The following is a 25,758-nucleotide window of genomic DNA, read 5'->3' on the forward strand; positions in this document are numbered from 1 at the left end:
GGCTGCGGGGCGCAGGCGACGTCCCGGCCGACCGGGCCGGCGTGCAGGGCGACGACCGGTGCGAGGGAGAGGTGGACGAGGAGGTCGCTGCGGTCTGCGAGCAGGATCGGGTCGTCCGTGGGGAACCCGTGCCGACCAGCCGAAGTGAACACTTTTCGCACCACATCGGACGTCCGCATAGGCCGATCGTCGCAACGTCGGCCACGGGCGCATAACGAATTGATGGCAACCCGTATCGCCCGATCGTCCTAACCCGATAGGTGGACGAGCGGTGGAGTTTGATGCCCACCGTCACCCCTCGACACCCTGCCGGAGTACAACCATGCGCCAGACGGCCCGCCGCCTGCTCGGAGCAGCCGCCCTACTCGCCGTGACCACCGTCACGACCGGCTTGCTCGCCACCGCCGCCACCGCCGCGCCGGACCAGAAGCCCACCCCGGTCCCGGGCGACGACCGCGCCAAGTACTTCGACGACAACGTCGACCTCGGCCAGGACGGCAACGGCTGCGAGGCGCTGGGCCTGCCCGGCGACGAGCTGGCCCCGCCCGCCGGGATCTACACCGCCGACGACACCTACATCGACATCACCGCGTACCCGACCGGCTACACCATCACCGGTGTGTTCGTGAAGGGCGGCCAGGGCGGCGGCGGCAACATCTACTACGTCGACCCGCCGGCGGGCGTCGAGCCGCTGGGCGCCCTGCCGTGGAACGACCTGCACGCGCCGCAGAACCCGAGCGGTGAGCCGGCCCAGATCAGCCACTGGTTCATCTGCGTCGAGGAGGCGGACGAGCCCACGAGCGAGACCAACACGCCGACCAACCCCGGCGGTGAGAACCCCGGTGGCGAGACGCCGACCTCCACGCCGACCAGCGCGCCGGCCACCGGCGTGACCACGACCACCCCCGCCGCGGCGGCCGGGGCCAACGACAACGACCAGCTCGCCGCCACCGGCTTCGGCTCCGGCTGGCTGCTCGTCGTCGGCCTGGCGCTGGTGGGCGCGGGTGCCGCGTTCGTCGCCTCGCCGAAGCTGCGCGGCCTCGTCAAGCGGTAGGCGGAGGAGCCCGGTGGCCCGTCCCGCGCCGTCGGGGCGGGCCATTCGCGCGCCACGGACGCGATCATCCGTCCTGTGAGCTGCGCTACCTCCCTTGATCCAGGGACCGGCCCAGCCGCACCCCGCTGAACCGGTCCGTCTACGATCCGACAAGGCCTGCCCCCAGGCCTACGCCAGAACCAGACAGTGCAGGAGGCACCGTGACGGCCGTAGCCCCGCAGCCGATCGCAACGCGGCCCTTCGGGACTCGCGAGGCGGTCAAGGGTTCGTTCCTGCTGCGGATGTTCCGCACCACGGACCACAAGCAGATCGGGATCATGTACCTGGTCACCTCGTTCGCCTTCTTCATGGTGGGCGGCGCGATGGCCATGCTCATGCGGACCGAGCTGGCCCGGCCGGGTATGCAGTTCCTCAGCCAGGAGCAGTTCAACCAGCTGTTCACCATGCACGGCACGGTGATGCTGCTGCTCTACGCGACCCCGATCGTGTTCGGCTTCGCCAACTTCGTCCTGCCGCTGCAGATCGGCTCCCCGGACGTGGCGTTCCCGCGCCTGAACGCGTTCTCCTACTGGCTGTACCTGTTCGGCGGCCTGATCGTGATGGCGGGCTTCATCACGCCCGGTGGCGCGGCCGACTTCGGCTGGTTCGCCTACACCCCGCTCAGCAACGCCATCCACTCGCCCGGCGCCGGCGCCGACCTGTGGATCTCCGGCCTGGTCATCGGTGGTCTGGGCACCATCCTCGGCGCGGTCAACATGATCACCACCGTGGTGTGCCTGCGCGCGCCCGGCATGACCATGTTCCGGATGCCGATCTTCACCTGGAACATCCTGGTCACCTCGGTCCTGGTGCTGCTGGCGTTCCCGATCCTGACCGCCGCGCTGCTGGGCCTGCTGGCCGACCGGCACCTGGGCGCCCACGTGTTCGACCCCGCCAACGGCGGCGTGATCCTGTGGCAGCACCTGTTCTGGTTCTTCGGCCACCCCGAGGTCTACATCGTCGCGCTGCCGTTCTTCGGCATCGTGTCGGAGATCTTCCCGGTGTTCAGCCGCAAGCCGATCTTCGGCTACAACGGCCTGGTCTACGCCACCCTGGGCATCGCGGCCCTGTCCGTCGCCGTGTGGGCGCACCACATGTACGCCACCGGCGCGGTGCTGCTGCCGTTCTTCGCCTTCATGACCTTCCTGATCGCCGTGCCGACCGGCATCAAGTTCTTCAACTGGATCGGCACGATGTGGAAGGGGCAGCTCACCTTCGAGACGCCCATGCTGTTCAGCATCGGCTTCATCGTCACGTTCCTCTTCGGCGGTCTGTCCGGGGTGCTCCTCGCGGCCCCCGCGATCGACTTCCACGTGTCGGACACGTACTTCGTTGTCGCCCACTTCCACTACGTGCTCTACGGCACGATCGTGTTCGCGACCTTCGCCGGCATCTACTTCTGGTTCCCGAAGATCACCGGCCGGATGCTCGACGAGCCGCTGGGCAAGCTGCACTTCTGGACCACGTTCCTGGGCTTCCACGCGACCTTCCTCGTGCAGCACTGGCTGGGCAACGAGGGCATGCCGCGCCGGTACGCCGACTACCTGCCCTCGGACGGCTTCACCACGCTGAACACGATCTCCACGATCGGCGCCTACGTGCTGGGCGCGTCGACGCTGCCGTTCATCTGGAACGTCTTCAAGTCCTACCGCTACGGCGAGACCGTGACCGTGGACGACCCGTGGGGCTTCGGCAACTCCCTGGAGTGGGCGACCTCCTGCCCGCCGCCGCGGCACAACTTCAAGGAGCTGCCGCGCATCCGCTCCATCCGCCCCGCCTTCGAGCTGCACTACCCGCACATGATCGAGCGGCTGCACGAAGAGGCGCACGTCACGTTCACCGGCAAGGCCATCCCGCACGACAAGGCCCCCAAGGCCCCGTCCGAACTGGCCACCCAGGCTGTGCAGTCCGGCACAGCTTCGGAGTCCGAGCACACCGACCACCGGTAACCTTCAGCCCAGGTTCAACGACGAGCCCCGATCGCCCGTGCGCGGTCGGGGCTCGTCGCTGTCTGGCAGAGGAGCCACCAGTGAGCAATCCCGGCGCGACGCCCGTCCTGATCACCGTCACCGGCCCGGACAAGCCCGGCGTGTCCTCCGTGCTGTTCGCGGTGCTGACCAGGCACGGCGTGGACGTCCTCGACGTCGAGCAGGTCGTGATCCGGGGCCGGCTGGTGCTCGGCGTGCTGGTGTCCGCCGCGCACGACCCCGAGGGGCTCCAAGAGGCCGTCGAGCAGGCCATGGCGACGGTGTCCATGCACGTCGAGGTCGAGATCGGGGCCGACTCGAAGCGGACGGCGCGGCTGGAGTCCAGCCACGTCGTGATCCTGCTGGGCCGGCCGGTCACCGCGCGCGGGTTCACCGAGGTGGCGCGGCGGCTGGCGTCGCTGGGCGTGAACATCGACGCGATCCGGGGCGTGGCCGACTACCCGGTCACCGGCCTTGAGCTGCGGGTTTCGGTCGCCGACGACACGCCGGACGCGGACGCCGCGCTGCGTGAGGCGCTGGCCGGGGTGTCCGCGCGGGTGGACCTGGACGTGGCCGTGGAGCGGGCCGGGTTGCAGCGGCGGGCCAAGCGGCTGGTGGTGTTCGACGTGGACTCCACGCTCATCCAGGGCGAGGTCATCGAGATGCTGGCCGCGCACGTGGGCGTCGAGCCGCAGGTGCGCGAGATCACCGAGGCCGCGATGCGCGGGGAGCTGGACTTCGCCGAGTCGCTGCGCCGCCGGGTCGCGCTGCTGGAGGGCCTGGACGAGTCCGTGCTGGACGAGGTCGCCGCGTCGCTGGAGCTGACGCCGGGCGCGCGGACGACGGTCCGGACGCTCAAGCGGCTCGGGTTCCGCGCGGGTGTGGTGTCCGGCGGGTTCACCCGGGTGATCAAGTCCCTGGTGGACGACCTGGGCCTGGACTTCTGCGCGGCCAACGAGCTGGAGGTCGTGGGCGGCAAGCTGACCGGGCGCGTGGTGGGCGACATCGTGGACCGGCCGGGCAAGGCGGTGGCGCTGCGCCGGTTCGCCGAGCAGGAGGGCGTGCCGCTGGCGCAGACCGTGGCGGTGGGCGACGGGGCCAACGACATCGACATGCTGGGCGCGGCCGGGCTGGGCATCGCGTTCAACGCCAAGCCCGCGCTGCGGGAGGTCGCCGACACCGCGCTGTCGCACCCGTTCCTGGACGCGGTGCTGTTCGTGCTGGGCGTGACCAGGGCCGAGGTCGAGGCCGCGGACGCCGCCGACGGCCTGGAGGCGGTGCGCCTGTGAACGAGATCCTGAAGCTGCTGGTCGACCGGCACTACACGACCGATGAAGAGGACCCGGCGGCCGTCCGTGCCATGCCGATGGTGCTGCGCATCGAGCGCGCGTCGCCGCCGTGCCGGACGGACGTGCTGGAGGCCGCTGCCGCCGCCGCGATCGCCGTGTGCCTGGACCCGCGCGCCGAGCCGGGTGGCGAGTGGCACGACGAGGTCGTGGCGTGGGTGCGGGGCCGCATCCGGAAGGTGTCGCGGCGGGCGCGTGGCGCCCACTGGGAGGCCGTGCGGGCGCTGCCCGGCGTGACGATCGAGGTGGGCGGGGCGCAGGTGCGGGCGTTCGTGCCCGGCCGGGTCGGCGACCTGCCCAAGGAGCTGTCCCGGCTGCAGATCTCGGGCAGCGAGCTGCCGACCGACGAGCCCGGCGAGGTCCCGCCGGGGGCGTACGAGCTGTGGCTGAACCCGCGCGTGGAGATGACGGCGGGCAAGGCGGCGGCCCAGGTGGGGCACGCGTCGATGCTGCTCGCGCCCACGTTGACCGAGGCGGAGCTGGCGGCGTGGGCGGCGGTGGACTACCGCTGCGCGGTCCGCACGCCGTCCCCGGCGGACTGGGACGCCTTGGTGGCCCGGCCGGACACGGTCGTCGTGCGGGACGCCGGGTACACCGAGGTGGACCCGGGCACGGCGACCGTGGCCGTCTTCCGGGGCTGATCGGGGCCGGTCAGACCGCCACCAGCCCGGTGAGCACGTCGACCGGGCTGACCAGCTCGACGTCACCGCTCCCGTCGAACAGCTCGTCGCCCGCCTCGAACGTCGCGTCGCCGAAGGCCTGCTCGAACTCGCGGGCGACGTCGTCGGTGACCGGCAGCGCGGTCGTCATCGCCAGGCCCACCGGCTCGACGGTCGGCGTGGCGGAGATGTCCGAGACGTCCACGGCGAAGAACTCGACGGTGTCGTCCCGGTCGTTCACGGTGGCCCGCACGACGATCCGCCCGTTCTCGTCGCGCGCGTGGACGCTGTGGAAGCGCAGCTCCGCCCCGTCGGACCGGACGAACCGCACCCCGCCGTCGGCGGTCACGTCGACGGCGTCGAGGTCCAGCGCCATCCGGCCGGTGACCGGCAGCCGCACGCACCGGCGCCCGTGGACGTCGGCGTCGACCGCGGGTTCGACCGCTTCGAGCGCGATCCCCTCCCCGGTCAGCTCCTCCTGCGCCCCGGTGGTCGGGCAGAGGGTCGCGGTGGCGGTGCGGACCTCCAGCGGGGGCAGCGCCTCGGACGCGGTGGCGGTGCCGGGGGACAGCAGCAGGACGGCGACGACGGCCGCCGCCAGACGGGCCTTCACGGTGGTGGTTCCCTTCCAGGTGTGTCTACAGTGGACGGTGGCTGAACCTAGCGGCTCGCGCGACCGCCCGCCGCCGGCCACACGTGCCACGAACCGGTGAAATCCATGTAGGACAGGGGTTGGCCTACTCCGCCCGTAGCGTCGCCGCCATGACGATCCTGGTGACCGGCGCGACCGGTGTGGTGGGGCGGAACGTGGTGGCGCGGCTGCTCGCGGCCGGGCAGGAGGTGCGGGCGCTGACCCGGTCGTCCACCGGGCTGCCCGCGGGCGTCGAGGTGGTGCACGGCGACCTGGCCGCACCCCGCGCCGAGTGGTTCCGGGGCGTGGACCGCCTGTACCTGTTCCCGGCCGGCGCCGGCGAGGCCGCCGCGGTGGCGGCGCGGTGCGGGGTGCGGCGGATCGTGGACCTGTCGGCCGCCGCCGTCACGATCGGGCTGCACGACAACCCCGTGGAGCGGGCGGTCGAGGAGACCGGGGTCGAGTGGACCCACGTGCGGCCGGCGGGGTTCATGGCGAACATGCTCCCGGTGTGGGCGCCGTCGATCCGCGCCCGGCGCGTGGTGCGCTACCCGTTCGCGGACGAGGCGTCCGTGCCGGTGCACGAGGCGGACGTCGCGGCGGTGGCCGTGGCCGCCCTGCTGGCGGACGGGCACGCCGGCCGGGCCTACACGCTGACCGGGCCGGCGTCGATCACCAACCGCGAGCAGGTGGCGGCGATAGCGGCGGCGCTGGGCGAGGACGTGCGGTACGAGGAGGTCTCCCGCGAGGTGGCGCGGGCCGAGCTGCGGGAGCTGGGCGGGTTCGCCGCCGAGTACGCGGACCTGTTGCTGGGGTTCGTGGACTACGACGGCGGCGGGTCGTCCGGCGGGGGCTTCTCCGACGACGACTACTCGGCGCTGCTCAAGCCCTGGCCGGACGTCGAGGTCGCCACCGGCCGGCCCGCCCGCGCCTACGCCCGGTGGGCGCGCGACCACGTCGCGGACTTCGCCTGACCCCGGTCAGCTCGCGAACTCGATGGTCCCGTCCCGCCGCCCGCGCGTGACCATCCGGCCGAACCCCAGCGCCGCCACCGTGATCCACCCCGCCCCGACCGCCAGTTCCAGCGCCAGCTCCGCGAACACCCCCGCCGCCGGCCCGCCCGCCACGAACGAGCGGATCGCCGCCAACCCGTGCGTCATCGGCAGCACGGACGTCACCGCCCGCACCCAGTCCGGCCAGAACGACGTCGGCACGTTGACCCCGGTGAACGTCATCAGCACCAGGTAGCTCAGGTTCAACGCCACCCACCGCGCCGACGGGAACCCGAGCACGAACGCCGCCACGCACGTCCCGTAGCAGTAGCACGCCACCCCGACCACGAGGATCATCAACGGCACGAACCCCGCCCACGGCCACGGCAGCGCCACCCCGAACAGCGGCGGCAGGGCCAGGAACGCGATCGTCGACGCCGCCACGCCCGAACCCAGGTGCACCAGGCCCTTGCCCAGGTACGCGGTGAGGTGCGTGGCCGGCGCGGCGACCATCAGCGCCAGCGTCCCGGACCGCCGCTCGCCGACGGCCAGCAGGACCACCACGGTCGCGTCGATGGCCATGATCGCCACCAGGTTGCCGATCAGCAGGTAGTCCACCTGCTCCTGCGACCCCAGCATCCGCCCGATGAGCGCGTAGAAGCACGCCTGCACCAGCAGCCGGGACAGCCACGCGAACGTCCACGTCCGCCAGGTGTGCAGGCCCCGGAACATCCGCCACTGCACGAGCAGCCCGTGCCGCAGCACCCTGACCTGGTCACGCATACGCCACCGGCCCCTCCGCCCGCGCCCGGCGCAGCGTCGCCTCCAACGTCAGCCGCCCGCCGACCAGCGCGACCGCGCCGAGCGCCACGACCACGAGCAGCCGCCACCCGACCGCCGCGACGGGGGCGGGCGCGAGGGCGTCCCGCATGAGGTCCGCCGACCACGACAGGAACACCGCGTGCGACAACGGCCGCAGGAACTCCGGCAGGTACTCGACCGGCACCATCACGCCGGAGAGCACGTAGACCGGGAAGCTCAGGAAGTTCTGGTAGTGCCCGTTGTCGTTGACCAGCATGAACGCGGCCAGCAGCAACCCGGTCCCGGCCATCGCGAACAGCGACGCCCCGACCGCCGTCCAGAACACCGCCGGGTGGTGCACGGTGGGCGTCACGCCGAACACCGCCCAGCCCAGCAGCCAGGTCTCGACCAGCGGCACCACCCCCAGCACCAGCACCGCCGCCACCCGTCCCAGGTACACCGGGTGCACGTCCACCGGCGCGGCCATGCCCAACTCCAGCGACCGCGTCCACCGCTCGGCGACCAGCACCTCCGCCGCCAACCCGGTCGCGAACCCCCACAGGCCGATGAGCACCGGCGCGAGGAACGCGTTGGGCAGCAGGTCCGCGCGCCCGGAGTGCACCACGATCGACATCAGCATCAACACGGTGAACGGGATCGTGCACAGCGTCAGCAGGTCGTCGGGCTGCCGCCGGACCAGCCACCACTGCATGCGCGCCCCGGTGAGGAACAGCCGCATCAGACCTCCATCCCGCGCCGGCCGACGAGGTCCAGGTACACGTCCTCCAGCCGGGGCGGCACCGCCCGCACCGACCGGACCCCGTTGTCCAGCAGGAAGTCCAGCACCCGCCGGGCCGCCGCGTCGTCCACGGCCCGCACCCGCAGCAACCCGTCCCGCCGCTCGGCGCCCACCACGCCGGGCACGCCGGAGACGTCCAGCGCGGTCTCCGCCTCGACCCACCGGTGCAGCCCGGACATCGCCGCCAACCCGCGCGGCGACTCGGTGGCGAGCACCCGGCCGTGGTCGATCAGGGTGACCCGGTCGCACACCGACTCGGCCTCGTCCATGTCGTGCGTGGTGATCAGGATCGTGCGCCCCTCGGCCCGCAGTTCGCCGATCAGCGCGCGGAAGTCGTGCGCCGCCACGGGGTCCAGGCCGGTGGTGGGTTCGTCGAGCAGGATCAGCCGGGGGTCGCCGACCAGGCCGCGCGCCAGGTGCAGCCGCTGCTTCATGCCCCGGGAGTAGGTCTCCACGAGGTCGTCGGCCTTGTCGGCGAGCCCCAGCCGCTCCAGCAGCCCGTCGACGCGCACCTTGGCGCGGGCGTCGGGGACCTTGTGCAGGGCGGCCCAGTACCGCAGCGTCTGCCGGGCGGTCAGCTTCCAGTACAGCCCGCGCTCGCCGCCGAACACGATCCCGACCAGCCCGCGGACCTCGTCGGCCCGGGTGACGACGTCGTGCCCGAAGACCTCGGCGCGGCCGCTCGTGGGCAGCAGGACCGTGGACAGGATCTTGCACAACGTCGTCTTGCCCGCGCCGTTGGGCCCGAGCAGGCCGTGCACCTCGCCGGCCGGCACGTCGAGCGACAGCCCGTCCAACGCGGTGACTTCCTCGTTCTTGCGCCGGCCCTTGCGGTACGTCCGACAAAGCCCGACCACCCGGACACCCATCCGCTCCACCCCCGTCGTTCGGCGGAGGAGAAGCTAGGGCCCGTGCGTCGAGACTTTGTTGAATCCGCTGGTCAAGTCCGGTTCACGAGCCCTGGGCCGCGTCCAGCCGCTTGAGCGCCGCCCGCACGACCTCGGGGTCGTAGGTGGTCCAGAACGGCGGCAGCGACGCCCGCAGGAAGCCGCCGTAGCGGGCCGTGGCGAGCCTCGGGTCCAGGATCGCCACCACGCCCTTGTCGTTCATGGAACGCAGCAACCGGCCCGCGCCCTGCGCCAGCAGCAACGCGGCGTGCGTGGCCGCGACCGTCAGGAACCCGTTGCCGCCGCGCGACTCCACGGCCTTCTGCCGCGCCGACGCCAGCGGGTCGTCGGGCCGGGGGAACGGGATGCGGTCCATGACGACCAGTTGCAACGCCGGACCGGGCACGTCCACGCCCTGCCACAGCGACAGCGTCCCGAACAGGCACGTCCGCGGGTCCTCGGCGAACCGCTTGACCAGTTGCCCGGTCGAGTCGTCGCCCTGGCACAGCACCGGGTGCTCCAGCTTCCCGCGCAGCGCCTCCGTGGCGGCCTTGGCGGCCCGCATCGAGGAGAACAGGCCCAGCGTGCGCCCGCCGGCCGCGTTGACCAGGCCCTCCAGCTCGTCCACGTAGGACGGCGGCAGGCCGTCGCGGCCGGGCGGGGGCAGGTGCCTGGCCACGTACAGGATGCCGCTGCTCCCGTGCTCGAACGGCGAGCCCACGTCCAGGCCCTGCCAGCGCGGCTGCCCGAGGTCCGACGGCGGCTCCTTGTCCGTGGCCGTGCCCTCGGCCTTGCGGGCGGCGGACGACGTGGGCAGGCCCCACTGGCGGGCCAGCGTGTCGAACGTGCCGCCCAGGGTCAGCGTCGCCGACGTGAGGATGGTCGTGCGCTTGCCGAACAGCCGTTCCCGCAGCAGCCCGCCGACCCCCAGCGGGGCGACGCGCAGCGACGGCGTGCGGTTCAGGCCCGAGTCGCCCGACACCCACACCACGTCGTGGTCGTCGTCGAACGCCTCCAGGATGCGGGCCGCGCTGTCGTGCACCTCGTCCAGCAGGGACAGCGCGAGCTTGCGCGCGGTGGCGCCCTCGACGTCCTCCTTGCGGTCCGGGCCCAGCGACGTGATGCACGCGCGGGCGGCGTCCCGGGTGGCGCGCAGCGCGCCGGCCAGGGCCTGGGGGAGCGAGTCGAGGCGGCCGACCGGGGCGTCCTCCAGGATCATGCCCAGGCCGTCACTGGCCTCGGCCATCCGGTCGGCCACGGACTGGTCGATCAGCCGCCCGCAGCGCCGGGCCGCGGTCGCGACCAGGGACGCGCTCAGCTCCTCGGTGGCCACCGACGTGACGCGGTCCACCAGGTCGTGGGCCTCGTCGATCACGACCACGTCGTGGTCGGGCAGGACCTGGTAGCCCTCCAGGGCGTCGATGGCGAGCATCGCGTGGTTGGTGACCACCACGTCGGCCTTGCCGGCCTCGGCGCGGGCCCGTTCGGCGAAGCAGTCCTGGCCGACGGGGCACTTCGCCGCGCCCAGGCACTCGCGGGCGGTGACCGACACCTGCTTCCACGCCTGGTCGCTCACGCCGGGCACCAGCTCGTCGCGGTCGCCGGTCTCGGTGTCGGAGGACCACTCGTGCAGCCGCTTCACCTCGCGGCCCAGCCGGGACACGGCGAACGGGTCGAACAGGCCCGCGTCCTCCGGCTCGTCCGGCGCGCCGGTGTGGACGCGGTGCATGCACAGGTAGTTGCGGCGGCCCTTGAGGATCGCGAACCGGGGTTCGCGGCCCAGCTCCTTGCGCAGCGCCTGGCCCAGGCGCGGCAGGTCGCGGTCCACGAGCTGGCGCTGCAGCGCGATGGTCGCGGTGGAGATGACGACCGTGGACTCCTCGGCCACCGCGTGCCGGATCGCGGGCACCAGGTAGGCCAGCGACTTGCCGGTGCCGGTGCCCGCCTGCACGGCCAGGTGCTCGCCGGTGCGGATCGCGCGCTCCACCGCCTCGGCCATCGCGAGCTGGCCCTCGCGCTCGGCTCCGCCCACCGCCTCCACGGCGACGGCGAGCAGCGTTCTGGTGTCGGGGATCGCGGTGGTGGACGGCACGGCGAAGACGGTACCCGGCGGCACCGTCAGAACTCGGCCGGCACTCGCCTGCCCGGTTCCACCACGGCCCCGCGGTGCCCGTCGCGCCCCCACGGGCCGGGCCGCCCGTCGGGCCCGCGGTGCCCGTCGCGCCCCGCGGGCCGGGCCGCCCGTCGACCAGGCCCGGCGCCGACTGGTCCAGTAAGGCGACGGTTCGCCTACTTGCGCTTCACCAGCGCCCACGCGGCCGGCAGCAGGCCCGCGGCGAGGGCGATCTTGACGGCGTCGCCGATGAGGAACGGCGTCACGCCCAGGGCCAGCGCCTTGCCGAACCCGATGTTGGCGGCGGCCATCAGCCACGGCACGCCGAACGCGTAGATCACCAGGTTGCCCAGGGCCATCGTGCCGACCGTGCGCAGGACCGTCCGGTCCCCGCCGCGCGCGGCGAGGTGGCCGACCAGCACGCCGGCGAACACGAAGCCCACGACGTAGCCGAGCGAGGCGGGCATCCCCGACGACGCGCCCTGGAACCACGGCACCCCGGCGACGCCGGCGATCAGGTACAGCACCATCGCGGCGCCACCGCGCTGCCACCCGAGCGCGGCCCCGACCAGCAGCGCGGCGAACGTCTGCCCGGTGATCGGCACCGGGCTGCCCGGCACCGGCACGGCCAGCTGCGCGGCCAACCCGGTCAACCCGGCCCCGGCCACGACCAGGGCGATGTCCCGGGCCACCGACCCCGGCACGAGGTCGGCCAGCACGCGGCGGGCGGGAACAGCGAGGACGGACACAGTGACCTCCCGTGGATCGACGTCGTCTGCGGAGGTTAACCGCCGATCACATGTTCGGTCTTTGTCGAAGCTCCACAAAGTCGCCGATCTCACGTGTCCAGTGCCACCTTGCCGATCGGCCGTTCGGTGTTGCGCCGGGTCTTGGTCCAGCCGTTGCGGCCGCGGACCAGGCGGATCAAGGCGCGCCACGACGTGATGTAGAAGGTGTAGATGTAGAGCGCGTACCCGAAGCCGTACAGCAACGCGCGTCCCCTGCCCAGCCCCGGCTCGCACCGCGCCCGGTAGACCGGGCCCCACAGCACGAACGGCAGCAGGCCGAACGACCCGTACACCGCGAACAGGACCCACGCCCCCTCCGCGAGCCACTGCCACACCTCGCCCGGCGAGGTCACCGCCCGGTGCCCCAGCAGCACCAGCGGGACCGGGTAGATCAGGGTCCCGAGCAGCTGCAGCCACGGTTGGGCCAGGTAGTACATCATCTCCGCCGCGCCCAGCGTGGTCAGGTGCGGCGACGCCCAAATCCGGCGCACGTACCGCATGCACTGCATGGTCCCCTGGCCCCACCGCGTCCGCTGCGCCAGGAACCGCCGCAGGCTGTAGAGACCCTCCTGGTGCACGTGGGTGTCCATGGAGAACCCGGTCCGCCACCCCGCCGTCAGCAGGTGCACGCCCAGCTCGAAGTCCTCCAGCAGCGACCCGCGCCACGGCTGACCGCCCGGCCCGGCGATGGCGTCCAGCGCGGACAGGCGGGTGAACTGGCCGTTGCCGCCCATGGAGATCGTGCCGGTGACCCCGCGGGAGAGCTGGATCGCCGCGATCGCCGTGCGGAACTCCAGGTCCTGCATGCGCACCAGCAGCGCCCCGAACACCGACCGCCACCGCGACACACCGGCCTGCCGCACCCCGGTGTTGACCATCCGCACGTCCACCTGCACCGCGCCGATCGTCGGGTCGCCGAACAGGTGGTCCGCCGCGCACACGTCCAGGCAGTCGGGCGCGGGCCGGCCGTCGGCGTCGACCACGACCACCACCGCGCGGTCGGCGTCGGCGTGCCGGCCCATCCACAGCTTGAGCGTGCGGTAGGCGTCGTTGAGCGCGTCGCCCTTGCCGGTGCGGGCGTTGGGCCGGTACCGGCGCACCAGGTGGACGTGCTTGTCACCCCGGAAGCCGCGCACCACGCCGACGGTCGCGTCGTCCGAGTCGTCGTCGATGACCCAGACGTGCGCGATGGGGAACGTCGCGCGCAGGTAGCGGACGGTGTCGCCGATGACCGCCTCCTCGTCCCGGCACGGCACCAGGAAGTGCCACTCGAACCGGTCGGGCGGGCCGGTCGGGGCGGGCTTGTGCCGCAGGTACGGCACCACGATGAGGAACACGTAGGTCAGGAACGCGACGCTCATCGTCAGGGCGAGGGCCTGGGTGAACCCCAGGACGACGTCGAGGCTCACTTGCGCGTGGCCAGCCAGACGAACGCCACCAGCGCCGCCGCGCCGCCGAACACGCTCACCATCGAGCCGAGCAGGGTGTGGCCCCAGTAGTAGCCGGTGTCCACGCCCAGCGCGTCGACCAGGCCGACCAGCGTGAGCACGCGCAGCTGGTTGACGACGACCACGGCGGCGGTGGCGACGGCGAGCGCGGTGAGGACCCTGCGCGTGATGCGCGGGCGCAGCGCGATCATCACCGCGCCGACCAGCAACAACGGCAGGACGAGGAACGCGGACGTGCACTCCGGCGTCATGCGCAGGCCCAGCGGCGTGTCCGAGCCGAGTCCGAAGTAGACGGTCTGGCGCTCCGCGACCACCGCGACCCCGTCGCCGCTCAGGACGCTGAGCGCCAGTCCGGACAACGCGATCTCGGCCGTCCGGTAGGCGCGGTGCAGCAGCACCAGCCCGGCGGCGGCCACCACCAGTGCGACGACCACCACCCGGTTGAGGTGTCCGGTCCGGGGCACGGCATACGCCACGGGAGAGTCCTTTCATCCGTCCGGGGACCGCCCGATCGGGCTACCCGAAGGTCATCGGCGGCTTCTTTTCCCGTCCTCACTCCCGGATCGGGTGAGAACGCGAGGGACTTTCGGGCGGTTGATCGACTCTGTGTGGCCGCAGTTGGGCGGTTCGAGTGGACGCCGTCCCCCTTTACGGTCAGCAACCCTTAATCCGACGGGTGGAACGCCGATAGGGGCAATTGCTCGCACCGTGCACTCCCCGAGGTGCCCGACGCCCCCCGCCTGCCCCTGCTCGTCCGGTTCCGCGGCGGGGACGTCGAGTCGCGAGCCCGAGAACGTCCCGAGAGAGGAGCTCCATGCGTGTGCGAATGACGGGCTTGGCGGGTCTGGCCGCCTTGGCCGCCCTGCTGGCCGGCGCCACGCCCGCGTCCGCCGCCCCCGGCGACGCGTCCGCCTACGCCGCGAAGCTGGAACTGTCGCTGCTGGGCGGGAACGCGGTGTCGGCGGGACCGTTCGCCGCTGCGGACGCGAACGGCCCGACGACGGGCACGTTCGCCGCGGTCGACGTGCCGGGCGTGCTGAAGACCGGCGTGCTCGACGCGTCGGCGACCCGTGACGACAAGACCGGCGGCGTCCACTCCCGAGCGGTGACCGCCGACGTGCGCCTGGACCTCCTGGCGGCGGTGACGGGCGCGATCACCGCGAAGGCCGTCGAGGCGAAGTGCGACGCGACCCAGAAGGGCGTGACCGGCGCGACGAAGCTGGTCGGCCTGGAGCTGGGCGAGCTCGGCACGGTGGACGCGGAGCCCGCGCCCAACACGGTGGTGGACGTGGACCTGGTCGGCGTGGACATCGCGAAACTGGTGTTCAACGAGCAGGTCCGGCACAAGGACGGCAGCCTGACGGTCAACGCCGTGCACCTGACGCTGATCGGCGGCGTGCTGGGCGCGCTGGGGTCCGGCGACCTGGTGCTGTCGTCGGCGCGGTGCGGCCCGGCCGGCCTGCCGATCCCGATGGCGTCGGGCGCGGGCCTGTGGCTGGGCCTGGGGTTGCTGGGCCTGGTCGCGGTGCCGGCCGGGACGGTGGCGCTGTTCCGCCGCCGGGCGACGGCCTGAGGGAGGTCGGTCGCGATGTACAAGGTCCCCGGAACCGGGGTCGCCGTGGGGACGGGCGTGGGATCCCTGGCGGCGACCGGCGCGAGCGTGACGTGGTGGGTGGTCGCGGGCGTGGTGCTGCTGCTGGCAGGCGTGCTCCTGACCCACGCCACCCGCCGCCGCGACCGAGCCACGCCCGAGAACACCTGATGCGAGCGGCGCCCGGCAGTGCACCCCCACACTCCCGGGCGCCGCGCCCCACGCCCGCCTCGTCCGCCGCGCCCCACGCGCAGCCGCCGCGCCCCACGCCCGCCCTGTCCGCCGCGCCCACTCGCCGCGCCCACTCGCCGCGCCCACTCGCCGCACCCAGCCGGCCGCGCCCGCCCGCCGAGCCCCCGCCAACCCGTTCACCGCGTGCCCGACCGATGCCCGCCGAGCCACCGCCAACCCGTTCAGCGCGAGCCCGAGACGATGCCCGCCGCAGCCCCGCGCCGCCCGGCCGCGGCCCCGACCCGTCCGCCCCTACCGCACACCCGCCGTGGGCCCGCGTTCCTCCCTCTCTACGGGACGCGCGAGTCGGGACTTGGTCGCAGATCCTGCATGTCCCCGATCGGGTGATTCCGAACCGACCGTCCTCTGTGGTCCGAACCGATGCCTCCCACCCCACCCCGAGTCGGTGCGGAGGCCCCCTGCGAACTAAGGAGTCTGGTGAAGGAAGTCCTGCTGCTCGCGGGTACCCGGCCCGAAGCGGTGAAGATCGCGCCGGTTGCCCTCGCGTTGGCCGACCACCCCGTCCTGCGGCCGACCATCGTCCACAGTGGACAGCACTCCGGCATGGTGGAGCAGGCCCTCGGCGCGTTCGACCTCAAGGCCGACGTCGTGCTCGAAGTGCCCCGCGTCACCGGCAGCCAGGCCGAGCTGCTGTCCCGCCTGGTCCCCGCGTTCGACGAAGTCCTGCGCGTCCGGGACCCCGCCGTCGTCGTCGTGCAGGGCGACACGACCACCGCGCTGGCCGGCGCGTTGGCCGCCTTCTACCGCGGCATCGCCGTGGCACACCTGGAAGCCGGGCTCCGCACCGGCGACCTCGGCGGCCCCTTCCCCGAGGAGGGCACGCGGCAGATGATCGCCCGGATCGCCGCCCTCCACCTCGCGCCCACCGACGACGCCGCGTCGGCCCTGGTGGGGGAGGCGTTGCCCGCCTCGGACATCGTCGTCACCGGCAACACCGTGGTGGACGCCGTGCGCCTGGTGGCCGCCGCCGACCTGCCCGCGCGCGACCCCGTCCTGGTGGACCTCGAACGCCGGCTCGACACCTCCGGCGGACGCCTCGTCCTCGTCACGGTCCACCGCCGCGAGTCGTGGGGCGCACCCCTGGAACGGGTCCTGCACGCCGTGCGCGCCCTGGCCGACCGGCACCCCGACGTGCGGGTGCTGCTGCCCGTCCACCCCAACCCGACCGTCCGCACGGCGGCGCGCCGGGTGCTCGGCGACCACGAGCGGATCGTCGTGTGCGAACCGCTGGACTACCCCGACCTGGTGCGGGCGTTGCGGCGCTCGTCCCTGGTGCTGACCGATTCCGGTGGCCTGCAGGAGGAAGCGCCGACGTTCGGCGTGCCGGTGCTGGTCCTGCGGTCGAGCACCGAGCGGATGCCGGCCGTGGACGCCGGGTGCGCCTGGCTGGTCGGCACCGACGTCACGCGCATCCTCGCCGAGGCCGGCTGGGTGCTCGGCTCGCGGCTGCGGCTGCCGCCGGGCCGCAACCCGTTCGGCGACGGCGCGGCGGCCCGCCGGGTGCGGGCGGCGTTGGAAAGGCTGGTCGGGCTGCCGGCGGCGTTTTCCACGGCTTTGCCCATGCGCATTCCGTCCTGATGCTTATTGCGCTGCGTTATGGGCCACTCGATCGTGTATTCCCGTTTCCACTCACGGGTGATGTGCGGTGGAAAGCGGTTGGCGCGCGAGTGCCCGTGGTCGATTAGTGGGGAAAAGCGTCACGAAGAAGGGCAACCCATGACACACACCCTCGCGCGCCGGCTCGGGGCGGTGGCCGCGGCGCTCGCGATCGGAGCCACCGGCACACCCGCGCTCGCCGCCGCACCGGCGGGCGTCGCGTCCGCCGGCTCGGCCGACTTCACCAAGGACGGCCGACACGTCGTCGTGCCGCCCCAAGCGCGCTGCGCGGTCGAAGGGCCCACGACCGCGTCGTCGCCGGCGGTGAGCGCGTCGGGCATCCGGTTCGGCGCGTCGGACTCGGCGTGCACCACCACGGTGGTGGACCCGGACACGAACACCACCACCACGAGGTCCGAGGCCAACGGCACCGGCTTCGAGCTGTCCGCGCTGATGTCCGCGGGCGGCCCCCGGCTCAAGATCGGCAAGTGGAAGGTCACCTGCGACGCGACCGACGCAGGCACCACGGCGGGCTGGTCGATGGGCGGGCTCGGCGGGTTCGCGGGGCTGCCCGAGCAGATCCCGAACAACCACGTGCACGAGGTGAAGAACGCCAACGGCACGGTGCTCGCGCGGGTCACGTTCAGCGAGGTGGTCACGCCCCAGCCGAACGACGGCAGCATCACCCTGACCCTGGCGCACATCCGCTTCACCCCGGAATCGGGCGCCAGCGGCACGGTCAAGCTCGGCGAAACGGCCTGCGCCCCGACCCCGTGAGACCACGTCGGGGTGAGCCGCGTCGGGCCGCGGGCACTGCGGTGCGGGGGTGCTCTCGAACGGAGCACCCCCGGATCCACAGTCAACCAGTGGGGTACGACAACGGCGGGGCTATGCCACGTGGGGCGTTCCCGCCAGCGCCACGCCGGCCTCGCGGAGCTGGGACAGCGCCGTGCCCACGGTCGCCGACGCCACGCCCGCGGTCAGGTCCAGCAGGACCGTCGTCGTGAAACCGGCCGCCGCCGCGTCCAGGGCCGTCGCCCGCACGCAGTGGTCGGTCGCGATGCCCACCACGTCCACGTCCGTCACCCCGCGCGCCCGCAGCCACTCGGCCAGCCCCTCGCCGCCGCCGGTCGCGCCCTCGAAGCCCGAGTACGCCGCCGCGTGCGCGCCCTTCGAGAACACCGCCGACACCGGGGCCACGTCCAGCTCCGGGTGGAACGACGCGCCGGGCGTCCCGGCCACGCAGTGCACCGGCCACGAGTCCACGAAGTCCGGCGTCGCGCTGAAGTGCGCGCCGGGGTCGATGTGGTAGTCCCGGGTCGCCACCACGTGGTCGTACCCGCCCGCCGCCAGGTGCGCCGAGATGGCCGCCGCCACCGCCGCGCCGCCCGCGACCGGCAGCGACCCGCCCTCGCAGAAGTCGTTCTGGACGTCCACCACGATCAGTGCCTTGGCCATCTGCAACTCCCTACAGGAACGTGGTCGGGATGGCGGGTTCGCCGCGGGACAGCTTGAGGCCCTCCCACGGCACGCTCACCAGGGCGGCGCGCAACCGCTCCCGGCTCTCCGCCAGCGTGTCGAGCCCGGCCACCCGCTGTCCACCGCGGACCAGCGGCACGGGCAGCACCCGGTCGTGCGGTCCCAGCTCGGGCACCTCCGCGGCCGGGAACACCACCTCTTCCAACGCGGTCCCGGTCTCCTTGTGCCGCCGCAGCGCGTTCTTGCGCCCGCCGCGGGACTCCTTGTGCGACGACCGCTTCGCCACCGGCCGGCCGTCGACCTCCACCAGCTTGTAGACCATCCCCGCGGTCGGCGCGCCCGACCCGGTGACCACGGACGTGCCCACGCCGTACGCGTCCACGGGCTCGGCGCGCAGCGCGGCGATCGAGTACTCGTCCAGGTCGCCGGACACGACGATGCGCGTGTTGCGCGCGCCCAGCGAGTCGAGCTGGTCGCGCGCCTGCCGGGCCAGCACGCCCAGGTCGCCCGAGTCGATCCGGATCGCGCCCAGGGCCGGCCCCGCGATCTCCACCGCGGTCTTGATGCCGTTGGTGATGTCGTAGGTGTCCACCAGCAGCGTCGTGCCCGCGCCCAGCGCCTCGACCTGGCTGCGGAACGCCGCCTCCTCGCTGTCGTGCAGCAGGGTGAACGCGTGCGCGCACGTCCCGGCGGTCGGGATGCCGTGCCGCCGCGCCGCCTCCAGGTTCGACGTCGCCGTGAACCCCGCCAGGTACGCGGCGCGCGCGGACGCGACGGCCGCGTCCTCGTGCGTCCGGCGCGACCCCATCTCGATCATGCGGCGGCCGTTCGCCGCGCCCACCATGCGGGCGGCGGCGGAGGCGATCGCGCTGTCGTGGTTGAGGATCGACAGGGCCAGCGTCTCCAGCACCACGCCCACGCCGAACGGGGCCCGCACGGACAGGATCGGCGAACCCGGGAAGTACAGCTCGCCCTCCGGGTACCCGTCCACGTCCCCGGTGAACCGGTAGTCCGCGAGCCAGTCCAGCGTCGCCCGGTCGACCACGTCCGTGCGCTCCAACAGCTCCAGCTCGGCCTCGCCGAAGCGGAACCCCTCGATCGCGTCCAGCAGGCGCCCGGTGCCCGCGACCACCCCGTACCGCCTGCCCTCCGGCAACCGGCGGGCGAAGACCTCGAAGACGCACGGCCGGTCGGCGGTGCCGTCGCGCAGGGCAGCGGCGAGCATCGTCAACTCGTAGTGGTCCGTGAACAGCGACGTCGACATGAGCCAGAAGCCTAGGCTCGGGCGCCGCGTGAGGGCGGCAGGTGGGCCTATGGGCTCCGCCACGGACCGGAACATGACACCATTGGCGGTATGACCACGCCCGTCGAGCATGAGCGGACGCAGGTTGACCCGTCGCCGGTGGACGTCCGCACGGAGGACCGTCCCTGGCAGACGCTGGTCTGGAACGACCCGGTGAACCTGATGTCCTACGTGACGTACGTGTTCCAGAAGCTGTTCGGGTACAGCCGGGACCACGCGACGAAGTTGATGCTGGACGTGCACCACAAGGGCAAGGCGATCGTGTCATCCGGTTCGAAGGACAAGGTGGAGGCGGACGTGGCGAAACTGCACGCGGCCGGCCTCTGGGCGACGATGCAGCGTTCGTCGTGAAGAAGTGGACGAGGGCCGGCGACGCGGTGGTCGGCCGGTTCGACCGGCAGGAAGCCGCCGTGGTGCGCGGACTGGTGAGCCAGATCCAGGACATGCTCCTGGCCCGCGCGGAAGAGGCGCCGCAGGACGAGCTGGCGCAGTTGACGGGGATCCGGACCGGACCCTCGACACCGCCGGACGACCCGATCCTGGGCCGGCTGCTGCCCGACTTCCACCGCCTGGACCCCGACGCGCCCGATCCGGCCGAAGTGGACTCCGCGAACGCCCTGCGCTCCCTGCACGAGCCGGACCTGCTGGACGCCAAGACGGCGGCGGCGGCGGTCGTGCTGGACACGTGCCCGGCCGACGGCGGCGAGGTGCGCCTGGTGACCGCGCAGGCCGAGGCCTGGCTGGCGGCGCTCAACGACGTCCGCCTGGCGCTGGGCACGGCCCTGGACGTCCAGGAGGACATGCCCGACGAACTCCCGCCCGACGACCCGCGCTCCCCGCACCTGGGCGTCTACCACTGGTTGACGTGGGTGCAGGAGACGCTGGTCGAGGCGGTCATGGACTGATGCCGACCGAACGGGCCGCCGGCGGGGCGGTCGTGCCGGCGGGCGAGGCGGCGGTGCCGGCCGGCGGGGCGGCGGTGTTGCTGTTCGGGCGGGTGGCGGGGGCGGCGGTCGTGCTGGCCTCCGGCGGGGTCGTCGCGGGCGTGGACGCGCGGGGCGCGCCCGTCGGGACCCGCGAACTGGACCTGCTCGACCCGTCCGCGCTGGTCCAGCGGGTGCACGCGGTCGTCCTCTCGGAAGCCCCGGCCACCCCGAACGGCGTGGTGCGGTGGCTGGCCGAGCGCGGGCACGGGTTCCCCGTGGACGGCGGCGTGGTGCCCATCGTGTGCGCGGCGGCGGTCGGCGGTCCCGGCGAGGACGTCGGGCACGCGGCGTGCGAGGCCGCCGTCGAGGTCGCGGCGCCGCCCGCGGTGGTCTTCGTGGGCGGGACCGCGGCGGCGGTCGTCGTGGTGGACGCCGACCTGGACAAGGCCGGGTGCCGGCGGGTCGCGATGTCGGCGCACGACGGGCTGGTCCGGGCCGGGGTGCGGGCGCCGTCCACGGTGTTCGCGCTGGCCACCGGCGTCGCCACCGGGGCGCCGCTGGACGCGCTGTGCACCGAAGCGGCGAACGACGTGTTCCGGGCGGTCCCCTGAGGTACCCGGTCCGGTATGAACCGGGTCAAGCGGGTTTTGCGGTGGGTTGAGGACAACAAGGCGCTCGACCGGGTGGCCGGGGCGGTGGCCGAGGCCATCCCTTCGGGGATCCGCAGCTCCAGGCCGCTGCGCGGCGAGCCGATGGGGCACCCCGCGCACCCGGCGGCCGTGCTGCTGCCGCTGGGGATGTTCGCCGCCTCCAACGTGCTGGACCTCCTGCCCGGCGAGGGCAAGGCGGCGCGGGCGCTGATCGGGATCGGGCTGGCGACCGCGCCGGTGGCCATCGCGACCGGCCTGGCCGAGTACGCCACGCTCGACGAGCGGCAGCGGCGCACGGCGTTCGTGCACCTCGCGGCCAACGCGGCGGCCAACCTGCTCTACCTGACCTCGTTCCGGCTGCGCGGGCACGGGTTCGGCGTCGTCGGGCGGGTCGTCTCGGGCCTCGGGATGGGCGTGCTCACCGCCGGCGGCCTGGTCGGCGGCCACCTGGCCTACGCGCAGGCGGCGGGCGTGGAGCGCGAACCGGTGTAGTGCCGGTTCTCACACAGCGGGACACCTTCCGCCACCACGTAGGATGGGGGTGTGCTGGTGATCCGCCGTGACCTCGTCGACGCGATGGTGGCGCACGCCCGTCGTGACCACCCCGACGAGGCGTGCGGGATCATCGCGGGCCCCGAGGGCTCCGACCGCCCCGAGCGGTTCATCCCCATGGACAACGCCGAGCGCTCCCCGACCTTCTACCGGTTCGACTCGATGGAGCAGCTCCGCGTCCACCGCGAGATGAGCGCCAACGACGAAGAGACGATCGTCGTCTACCACTCGCACACCGCGACCGAGGCCTACCCGTCGCGGACCGACGTCTCGTACGCGAGCGAGCCGCAGGCGCACTACGTCCTCATCTCCACCAGGGACCCGGAGACGCACGAGCTGCGCTCCTACCGGATCGTTGACGGCGTCGTCACCGAAGAACCGGTCGAGGTCGTCGAGTCGTACATGTTCGCGCACACGGGCGCGGACGACACGCCCGACTGTCCCTGAGCGCGCGTCCCCGCTCGACCCCGTAAAAATCCCGGCCCCTCTCCCGGAGGTCCCAGCATGGCTGTCACCGTCTCCATCCCCACGATCCTGCGCACGCACACCGGCGGCCAGAAGTCCGTCGAGGCGTCGGGCACCACGCTCGCGCAGGTCATCGACGACCTGGAGAACAACCACGGTGGCTTGAAGGCGCGCCTGGTCAAGGAAGGCACGCTGCACCGGTTCGTCAACGTGTACGTCAACGACGAGGACGTCCGCTTCGCGGGCGGCCTTGAGGCGGCGGTGAAGGACGGCGACACCGTCACGATCCTCCCGGCCGTCGCCGGGGGCTGATCCCGGTGGCCCGGTACGAGTCGCTGCTCGACGCGGTCGGCGGCACGCCCCTGGTGGGGCTGCCCCGGCTGTCGCCGGCCAAGGACGTGCGGCTGTGGGCGAAGCTGGAGGACCGCAACCCGACCGGCTCGATCAAGGACCGCCCGGTCCTGATGATGGTCGAGGAGGCCGAGCGGGAAGGCCGCCTGCACCCCGGCTGCACGATCCTGGAACCGACGTCCGGCAACACCGGCATCGCGCTGGCGATGGTCGCGAAGCTCAAGGGCTACGGGCTGGTCTGCGTGATGCCGGAGAACACCTCCGCCGAGCGCAAGCAGTTGCTCCAGGCCTACGGCGCGCGGATCGTGTTCTCACCGGCGGCGGGCGGCTCGAACCAGGCCGTCGCGCGGGCGAAGGAACTCGCCGCCGAGCACCCCGACTGGGTGATGCTCTACCAGTACGGCAACCCGTCCAACCCCGGCGCGCACTACGAGAGCACCGGCCCGGAGATCCTCAAGGACCTGCCCACGATCACGCACTTCGTGGCGGGCCTGGGCACCACCGGCACCCTGGTCGGCGTGGGCCGGTACCTGCGCGAGCAGAAGCCGGACGTGCAGGTCGTCGCCGCCGAGCCCCGCTACGGCGAGCTGGTGTACGGCCTGCGCAACCTCGACGAGGGCTTCGTGCCCGAGCTGTACGACGCCGAGGTCCTGACCGGCCGCTACTCCGTCGGCTCCTACGACGCCCTGCGCCGCACCCGGCAGCTGCTGGAGGTCGAGGGCATCTTCGCGGGCATCTCCACCGGCGCCATCCTGCACGCGGCGCTGGCCGTGGCGGAGAAGGCCGCGCAGCGCGGCGAGCAGGCCGACGTGGCCTTCGTCGTGGCGGACGCGGGGTGGAAGTACCTGTCCACCGGCGCCTACGCGGGCACGCTGGACGAGGCGGCGGAACGCCTCGACGGCCACCTCTGGGCCTGACGTCGCGGTGGGGGGTCCCCGGGCTCCCCACCGCGTCGCGTTCGGGATGCCGGAGTGCATTTCCGGCCCTCGGATGAAATGCGTGAACCGCTATTGGTCCACCCGTTTTCCGCAAATTCGCCGCCCGCGCGGACTGCTATCGTGCCGATCATGCGGTTGACCGTCCTCGGCTGCGCGGGCAGTGCTCCCGGACCCGATCTGCCCACGTCCGGGTACCTGGTCGAGGCCGGCGGGGTGCGGATCGCCGTGGAGTTGGGCGGCGGGGTTTTCGGGACGTTGCAGCGGTACTGCGACCCCTTCCGGTTGGACGCCGTGCTGCTGTCGCACCTGCACCTGGACCACTGCGCGGACTTCAGCGCCCTGACCACCTACCTGCGCCACCACCCGGCCCCGCCGAAGACCTTCGGCCGGCTGCCGGTCTTCGCCCCCTCGCACGCCCCCGGGCGGCTGGCCAACGCGCACGCCGCGTCGGAGGAGGAGTTGGCGACGCTGGGGCTGTCCGACACCTACGACTTCGTGCCGTTGAAAGCCGGCCGGTTCGACGTGGGCGGGGTGTCCATCGACGTGGCGGCGATGCGCCACATCTGCGAGGCGTACGCGTTCCGGATCGCGGTCGGGGGCAAGTCGCTCGTGTTCACCGGCGACACCGTGCCGTGCCCCGAACTGGTCGAGCTGGCGCGCGGCGCGGACCTGCTGCTGGCCGACGCCGCGTGGCGCGAGCAGGCCGGGCGGGCGAACTACCTGCACATGAGCGGCCACGAGGCCGGCGCGGTGGCCGAGGAGGCCGGGGTCGGGCGGCTGGTGCTCACGCACGTGCTGCCGTGGTCGGACCGCGACGGCGTGCTGGAGGACGCCGCCGAGTCGTTCACCGGCCCGGTGACGTTGGCCGAACCCGGCGCCGTGTACGCGCTCTGACCAGTACGCCCTGCAACCGGCACGCGTTCCGACCCGGTACCGGTTCTAGCCGGCGAAGGAGTGCGACATCTGGCCCTCGCCGGCCCCGCCGATCACCAGCACCGACCCGGCCAGCTCGGTCAGCGCCTCGCCGGACAGGCCCGTCCGGGCCGTGGTCACGTACAGGTCGGTCAGGTCCGGGCCGCCGAACGCGCACGCCGTCGGCTGACCCACCGGCAGCTCGATCTCGGTGTCCAGGCGGCCGTCCGGCGTGTACCGGCGCACCGCCGCCCCGCCCCACAGCGCCACCCAGATCGCGCCCGACGCGTCCACGCACAGCCCGTCGGGCAGGCCGCGGTCCACCTCGACCACGGTCCGGCGGTTGGTCGCGGCGCCGGAGTCCCGGTCGTAGTCCAGGACGTCGATCCGGCGGGTCGCCGAGTCCACGTAGTACATGGCGGTGGCGTCCGGGCTCCAGCCGATGCCGTTGCTGACGCGCACGCCGTCCACCACGACCTTCGCGTCGCCCGACGGCTCGACGCGCACCAGCCAGCCGCCGGGGTCCTCGTCGTAGCGCATGGTCCCGGCCCACAGCCGGCCCGCCGGGTCCACCGCCGCGTCGTTGCCGCGGTAGCCGTCGCGGGCCCAGTAGACCAGCCACGTCTTGGCGCCGTCCGGGTCCAGAAGGGCGATGCCGTCGCGCAGGTTCAGCACCAGGCCGCCACGCGTCCGCGGCTTGGCCGCGCCCACGTGCTGGGGGACGTCGAGGACCGCGTCCTGGTCGCGCGCGGGGGAGTAGCGGTGCACCTCGCTGCGCAGGACATCGACCCACAGGAGGGTGCCGCTGCCGTGGTCCCACGTGGGACCTTCCCCCAGTTCGGCTTCCGCCCGCACCGCAACGTCGATCGACACCGGGACAGCCTAGGCTCCGCGACGGCCCCGCCCGACCGGATCGGTGTGACTTGCTACACCGTCGAGCCGCCGAATCCACCCGGATGGCCGCGCGCCGGCGACGGCAACCGTCCGCGCCCCCGACCGGTAGTACCGGCCAGGCGGTCGCGCGGAGGGGGACCGAGTGGAAGCACCCGAGGGGTTTCTGGCGGGCGCCTCGCCGCGCCCTGCTGGGCACCGCGTACCTGTTGACCCGCGACGCCGGGCACGCCGAGGAACCCGCCGACGTGCTGCCCGAACCGACCGGCCCCGCAGAACGCGGTGGACGAGCACGACTGGCTGTGGCGCCTGCGCGGCACCTCGCCGC

The 25,758-nt window shown here is 73.1% G+C and carries 28 protein-coding genes; 17 read left to right on the plus strand and 11 right to left on the minus strand.

Features of this window, described 5'->3' with window-relative positions; all coding sequences use genetic code 11:
• Positions 1 to 322 precede the first annotated feature (322 nt).
• The 4 genes from AB0A74_RS12935 (at position 323) to AB0A74_RS12950 (ending at position 5,047) form a co-directional block, all read left to right on the plus strand.
• Entirely contained in the window at positions 323 to 1,054 is a 732-nt protein-coding gene (locus AB0A74_RS12935) for a hypothetical protein (protein ID WP_358248981.1), read from the plus strand.
• A 200-nt stretch (positions 1,055 to 1,254) separates the two neighbouring features.
• Positions 1,255 to 3,042 carry a cytochrome c oxidase subunit I gene (ctaD, locus tag AB0A74_RS12940; RefSeq protein WP_343937881.1) on the plus strand — a complete coding sequence of 596 codons (1,788 nt, stop codon included), beginning with the start codon at positions 1,255 to 1,257 and terminating at the stop codon, positions 3,040 to 3,042.
• An 80-nt stretch (positions 3,043 to 3,122) separates the two neighbouring features.
• Positions 3,123 to 4,349: a phosphoserine phosphatase SerB gene (gene serB, locus AB0A74_RS12945; protein ID WP_358248982.1), complete on the plus strand. Its 1,227-nt coding sequence runs from the start codon at positions 3,123 to 3,125 to the stop codon at positions 4,347 to 4,349.
• On the plus strand, positions 4,346 to 5,047 hold the full coding sequence (locus tag AB0A74_RS12950) for a peptidyl-tRNA hydrolase (protein WP_358248983.1): 702 nt from the start codon (positions 4,346 to 4,348) through the stop codon (positions 5,045 to 5,047). The genes serB and AB0A74_RS12950 overlap by 4 nt, the downstream gene beginning before the upstream one ends.
• 10 nt (positions 5,048 to 5,057) lie before the next feature.
• Here AB0A74_RS12950 and AB0A74_RS12955 read toward each other — a convergent pair whose 3' ends face one another.
• Positions 5,058 to 5,678 carry a hypothetical protein gene (locus tag AB0A74_RS12955; RefSeq protein ID WP_358248984.1) on the minus strand — a complete coding sequence of 207 codons (621 nt, stop codon included), beginning with the start codon at positions 5,676 to 5,678 and terminating at the stop codon, positions 5,058 to 5,060.
• 149 nt (positions 5,679 to 5,827) lie between these two features.
• Here AB0A74_RS12955 and AB0A74_RS12960 point away from each other — a divergent pair, with 149 nt between their 5' ends.
• Complete coding sequence (locus AB0A74_RS12960; protein WP_358248985.1) at positions 5,828 to 6,670, plus strand: NmrA family NAD(P)-binding protein; 843 nt, start codon at positions 5,828 to 5,830, stop codon at positions 6,668 to 6,670.
• A gap of 6 nt (positions 6,671 to 6,676) precedes the next feature.
• Here AB0A74_RS12960 and AB0A74_RS12965 read toward each other — a convergent pair whose 3' ends face one another.
• The 7 genes from AB0A74_RS12965 to xrtP form a co-directional block, all read right to left on the minus strand.
• Complete coding sequence (locus tag AB0A74_RS12965) at positions 6,677 to 7,471, minus strand: ABC transporter permease (protein ID WP_358248986.1); 795 nt, start codon at positions 7,469 to 7,471, stop codon at positions 6,677 to 6,679.
• On the minus strand, positions 7,464 to 8,228 hold the full coding sequence (locus AB0A74_RS12970) for an ABC transporter permease (RefSeq protein WP_358248987.1): 765 nt from the start codon (positions 8,226 to 8,228) through the stop codon (positions 7,464 to 7,466). The genes AB0A74_RS12965 and AB0A74_RS12970 overlap by 8 nt, the downstream gene beginning before the upstream one ends.
• Entirely contained in the window at positions 8,228 to 9,157 is a 930-nt protein-coding gene (locus AB0A74_RS12975) for an ABC transporter ATP-binding protein (RefSeq protein WP_358248988.1), read from the minus strand. Before AB0A74_RS12975 ends, AB0A74_RS12970 begins: the two co-directional genes overlap by 1 nt.
• Before the next feature lie 82 nt (positions 9,158 to 9,239).
• Positions 9,240 to 11,174 carry an ATP-dependent DNA helicase gene (locus tag AB0A74_RS12980; protein ID WP_358249013.1) on the minus strand — a complete coding sequence of 645 codons (1,935 nt, stop codon included), beginning with the start codon at positions 11,172 to 11,174 and terminating at the stop codon, positions 9,240 to 9,242.
• A gap of 290 nt (positions 11,175 to 11,464) precedes the next feature.
• Positions 11,465 to 12,037, minus strand: coding sequence for a biotin transporter BioY (locus AB0A74_RS12985; protein ID WP_358248989.1), 573 nt, complete (start codon positions 12,035 to 12,037; stop codon positions 11,465 to 11,467).
• A gap of 89 nt (positions 12,038 to 12,126) precedes the next feature.
• Entirely contained in the window at positions 12,127 to 13,437 is a 1,311-nt protein-coding gene (locus tag AB0A74_RS12990; RefSeq protein WP_358249014.1) for a glycosyltransferase family 2 protein, read from the minus strand.
• A gap of 44 nt (positions 13,438 to 13,481) precedes the next feature.
• Complete coding sequence (gene xrtP / locus AB0A74_RS12995) at positions 13,482 to 14,000, minus strand: exosortase P (RefSeq protein WP_358248990.1); 519 nt, start codon at positions 13,998 to 14,000, stop codon at positions 13,482 to 13,484.
• Positions 14,001 to 14,338: 338 nt separating this feature from the next.
• Between xrtP and AB0A74_RS13000 the strand changes: the two genes are divergently transcribed.
• From AB0A74_RS13000 to AB0A74_RS13015, 4 genes are all read left to right on the plus strand, one after another.
• Positions 14,339 to 15,097, plus strand: a complete 759-nt coding sequence (locus AB0A74_RS13000) for a choice-of-anchor P family protein (protein WP_358248991.1) — start codon at positions 14,339 to 14,341, stop codon at positions 15,095 to 15,097.
• A gap of 15 nt (positions 15,098 to 15,112) precedes the next feature.
• The gene (locus AB0A74_RS13005; protein ID WP_358248992.1) at positions 15,113 to 15,286 is read left to right on the plus strand and encodes an LPXTG cell wall anchor domain-containing protein; all 174 of its coding nucleotides are present in this window, start codon (positions 15,113 to 15,115) and stop codon (positions 15,284 to 15,286) included.
• 498 nt (positions 15,287 to 15,784) lie between these two features.
• Positions 15,785 to 16,945, plus strand: a complete 1,161-nt coding sequence (gene wecB / locus AB0A74_RS13010) for a UDP-N-acetylglucosamine 2-epimerase (non-hydrolyzing) (RefSeq protein ID WP_358248993.1) — start codon at positions 15,785 to 15,787, stop codon at positions 16,943 to 16,945.
• A gap of 138 nt (positions 16,946 to 17,083) precedes the next feature.
• The gene (locus AB0A74_RS13015) at positions 17,084 to 17,740 is read left to right on the plus strand and encodes a hypothetical protein (RefSeq protein ID WP_358248994.1); all 657 of its coding nucleotides are present in this window, start codon (positions 17,084 to 17,086) and stop codon (positions 17,738 to 17,740) included.
• 111 nt (positions 17,741 to 17,851) lie between these two features.
• Here AB0A74_RS13015 and AB0A74_RS13020 read toward each other — a convergent pair whose 3' ends face one another.
• The gene (locus AB0A74_RS13020) at positions 17,852 to 18,421 is read right to left on the minus strand and encodes an isochorismatase family protein (protein WP_358248995.1); all 570 of its coding nucleotides are present in this window, start codon (positions 18,419 to 18,421) and stop codon (positions 17,852 to 17,854) included.
• A gap of 10 nt (positions 18,422 to 18,431) precedes the next feature.
• Positions 18,432 to 19,706 carry a nicotinate phosphoribosyltransferase gene (locus AB0A74_RS13025; protein WP_358248996.1) on the minus strand — a complete coding sequence of 425 codons (1,275 nt, stop codon included), beginning with the start codon at positions 19,704 to 19,706 and terminating at the stop codon, positions 18,432 to 18,434.
• A 90-nt stretch (positions 19,707 to 19,796) separates the two neighbouring features.
• Between AB0A74_RS13025 and clpS the strand changes: the two genes are divergently transcribed.
• From clpS to AB0A74_RS13065, 8 genes are all read left to right on the plus strand, one after another.
• Positions 19,797 to 20,096 (plus strand): ATP-dependent Clp protease adapter ClpS, encoded by a 300-nt coding sequence (clpS, locus tag AB0A74_RS13030; RefSeq protein WP_121222535.1) that lies wholly within the window; start codon positions 19,797 to 19,799, stop codon positions 20,094 to 20,096.
• On the plus strand, positions 20,093 to 20,650 hold the full coding sequence (locus AB0A74_RS13035; protein WP_358248997.1) for a DUF2017 domain-containing protein: 558 nt from the start codon (positions 20,093 to 20,095) through the stop codon (positions 20,648 to 20,650). The genes clpS and AB0A74_RS13035 overlap by 4 nt, the downstream gene beginning before the upstream one ends.
• The gene (locus AB0A74_RS13040; RefSeq protein ID WP_358248998.1) at positions 20,650 to 21,282 is read left to right on the plus strand and encodes a P1 family peptidase; all 633 of its coding nucleotides are present in this window, start codon (positions 20,650 to 20,652) and stop codon (positions 21,280 to 21,282) included. Before AB0A74_RS13035 ends, AB0A74_RS13040 begins: the two co-directional genes overlap by 1 nt.
• A gap of 15 nt (positions 21,283 to 21,297) precedes the next feature.
• Complete coding sequence (locus AB0A74_RS13045; protein ID WP_358248999.1) at positions 21,298 to 21,813, plus strand: DUF2231 domain-containing protein; 516 nt, start codon at positions 21,298 to 21,300, stop codon at positions 21,811 to 21,813.
• Between the two features lie 51 nt (positions 21,814 to 21,864).
• The gene (locus AB0A74_RS13050) at positions 21,865 to 22,320 is read left to right on the plus strand and encodes a M67 family metallopeptidase (protein WP_281276619.1); all 456 of its coding nucleotides are present in this window, start codon (positions 21,865 to 21,867) and stop codon (positions 22,318 to 22,320) included.
• A 57-nt stretch (positions 22,321 to 22,377) separates the two neighbouring features.
• Positions 22,378 to 22,650: a MoaD/ThiS family protein gene (locus AB0A74_RS13055; protein ID WP_343937841.1), complete on the plus strand. Its 273-nt coding sequence runs from the start codon at positions 22,378 to 22,380 to the stop codon at positions 22,648 to 22,650.
• A 5-nt stretch (positions 22,651 to 22,655) separates the two neighbouring features.
• Complete coding sequence (locus tag AB0A74_RS13060) at positions 22,656 to 23,606, plus strand: cysteine synthase (RefSeq protein WP_358249000.1); 951 nt, start codon at positions 22,656 to 22,658, stop codon at positions 23,604 to 23,606.
• A gap of 150 nt (positions 23,607 to 23,756) precedes the next feature.
• On the plus strand, positions 23,757 to 24,521 hold the full coding sequence (locus AB0A74_RS13065; RefSeq protein WP_358249001.1) for an MBL fold metallo-hydrolase: 765 nt from the start codon (positions 23,757 to 23,759) through the stop codon (positions 24,519 to 24,521).
• A 45-nt stretch (positions 24,522 to 24,566) separates the two neighbouring features.
• Here AB0A74_RS13065 and AB0A74_RS13070 read toward each other — a convergent pair whose 3' ends face one another.
• Complete coding sequence (locus AB0A74_RS13070; protein WP_358249002.1) at positions 24,567 to 25,412, minus strand: SMP-30/gluconolactonase/LRE family protein; 846 nt, start codon at positions 25,410 to 25,412, stop codon at positions 24,567 to 24,569.
• Positions 25,413 to 25,758 lie beyond the last annotated feature (346 nt).

Origin of the sequence: Saccharothrix sp. NPDC042600 (assembly GCF_040647305.1) — a bacterium.
In the GTDB taxonomy this organism is placed as follows: Bacteria; Actinomycetota; Actinomycetes; order Mycobacteriales; family Pseudonocardiaceae; genus Actinosynnema; species Actinosynnema mutabilis.